The 2,222-nt window shown below is 35.8% G+C and carries 2 protein-coding genes; both read left to right on the top strand.

Going from position 1 to position 2,222, the window contains the following annotated elements:
• On the top strand, positions 1 to 554 hold a 554-nt coding region (locus BZK14_RS11555; protein WP_077926629.1), incomplete at its 5' end, for a DUF4377 domain-containing protein.
• Entirely contained in the window at positions 554 to 1,651 is a 1,098-nt protein-coding gene (gene mnmH, locus BZK14_RS11550; RefSeq protein ID WP_077926628.1) for a tRNA 2-selenouridine(34) synthase MnmH, read from the top strand. The genes BZK14_RS11555 and mnmH, both read left to right, overlap by 1 nt.
• The last annotated feature ends 571 nt before the right edge of the window (positions 1,652 to 2,222 follow it).

Below are 2,222 nucleotides of genomic sequence, written 5' to 3'. Positions count from 1 at the left end.
CATTAACATTAAATATGGATGAAAAACGATTTGGAATCACTGGTGGTTGTAATACGATCATGGGAGGATTTGAAATCGATCACTTAGATAATTTTGTGGCTGCTCGAAATTTAGCAACGACATTAATGGCATGCAGTGAGCCATTAGAAAGTATGAGCACACGAATTAATAGTTTTTTAGAAAATCACCCTAAAGTTGTTCGCCAAGATAATAATTTATTTCTAGTGGGCACAATTGCTGAAGAGCCTACAAGTGTTTATATGCCAGTTGTATTAGATCAAGGACAATATAAAGATATTAAAGCTGAAATTTATGAGCGTATTTTTATTTATGTATCTAATGAAAAGATAGCTTGTCCTTCTAATCCTGAGGCTAAATGTTTACAGATTCGTACAGATAAAAATGAACCTTGGAAACCTTTTGAAGGAATCATTGAAGGATTTTCACCAGAAGAGGGGATTGCATACCGTTTACGTTTAAAAGAATACAATAAAGGTACTGAAAACCAACGCTGGGTTTATGATATGGCAGTGGAACAAGAAATCGTTCAATAATGACAATATCTCAGGACATAGAGAATTATCATTCTCTGATACTCAATGGCACGCCATTCATAGATGTAAGAGCGCCCATTGAGTTTTCTGTTGGGCATTTACCTACATCACATAATTTTCCTATATTATTCGATGACGAACGAGTGGCGGTTGGTACATGTTATAAGCAACAAGGCCGAGAAAAAGCAATTGCACTTGGTCATCGACTCGTTTCAGGTGATAATCGAAGAGATAAAATTACAGCATGGCAAGATTTTTATGAGAATCATCCTGATGCTGTAATCTATTGTGCTCGTGGTGGTATGCGCTCTAAATTATCACAAAGTTGGCTTCAAGAGATTGGTATTGAACTGCCACGTGTTCACTTGGGATACAAAGGATTGAGAAATTATTTGCTATCCATTTTGGAGGATGTTGGTAATCATCCCATGTTAATTGTGAGTGGTGATACTGGAACAGGCAAAACAGAGCTTTTGCAAAACTTTGATGTGACGATTGACTTAGAAGGTTTGGCGAATCATCACGGTTCTGCTTTTGGGAAAAATATTACTAATCAGCCGACACAAGCAACATTTGAAAATGCTCTGGCAGTCAATTGTATACAGAAAAATCATTTACCTATTTGGCTGTTAGAAGATGAAAGCCGCAATATTGGTAAAGTACATTTACCAGAATCATTACATTCTGCAATGGCTCTAGCACCTGTTGTTGTTGTGGAGGAACCTTTGGAACATCGTTTACAACGTATTTCTCAGCTATATTTTTCTGAGATGGTAGAAAAATACCGTCAGGCTTATGGTGAAATATTGGGGTGGGAAAAATATCAAGATTATTTAAAGCAAGGTTTGTTTGTATTACGTAAACGATTGGGATTGGGGCGATATACCGTTTTACAACAAATTTTAGATGATGCTTTAGTGGAACAGTTCACAGCGGGTACTATTGATCGACATTTAGATTGGCTAGTAATTTTATTGACAGAATATTATGATCCTATGTACCAGTATCAGCTAAATAGGAAAAAAGAGCGCGTAATTTTCCGTGGAGATTACCCAAGTATTTGTGAATTTATCAAAAATTATTCCCCAACATTATGATAAAAATAAAAGGACTCATTATGTTTAAACATATTTGTCACTTATTATGTGTATCGTTAGTTATTATCAGTTTTGAGTGTTTTGGCATCAGTTCAAGATACTTTAAATGAGCCTACATCATTTCTATGGAAAATTAAGTATCAAGATAATCTATTGGTGCATTGCTAGGAACTTTTCATGTAGGCCGAGCAGATGCAATTTTGCCCGATGAAGTCAAAACCATTTTGTGGAAGGGTGATCAGCATAGTTATAATTTTATTACTGTAGGTAACCTCCATCTTTTTGGTAAGGAGGGATTAATTGAGTTGTTGCGAAAAGAAGGGTTTGAATTAACACTTGTTCTCTATTAAGCATAGACACTAAATTTTTGATAAAATGGCAGTCATTTAATTTACCCTAATTTTGGTTGAAGGTTATAGGCATGTCAGAAAAGAAAGGCTCATGGTTTTCTCGTCTTTTTAAATCAGATAAGAAAGTAGAAGAAGCACCGAAGGTTGAAGAGGTTGTAGAAAACGTTGTTGAAGAGCCTGGGGCTACGGATGACATTGCTGTTGAATCAGCTGCATTGGTT

Source organism: Wohlfahrtiimonas larvae (genome assembly GCF_002006755.1).
GTDB lineage: Bacteria > Pseudomonadota > Gammaproteobacteria > Cardiobacteriales > Wohlfahrtiimonadaceae > Wohlfahrtiimonas > Wohlfahrtiimonas larvae.
Note: the sequence above shows the minus strand (reverse complement) of the source record. Positions and strands in the feature narration are given on the sequence as shown.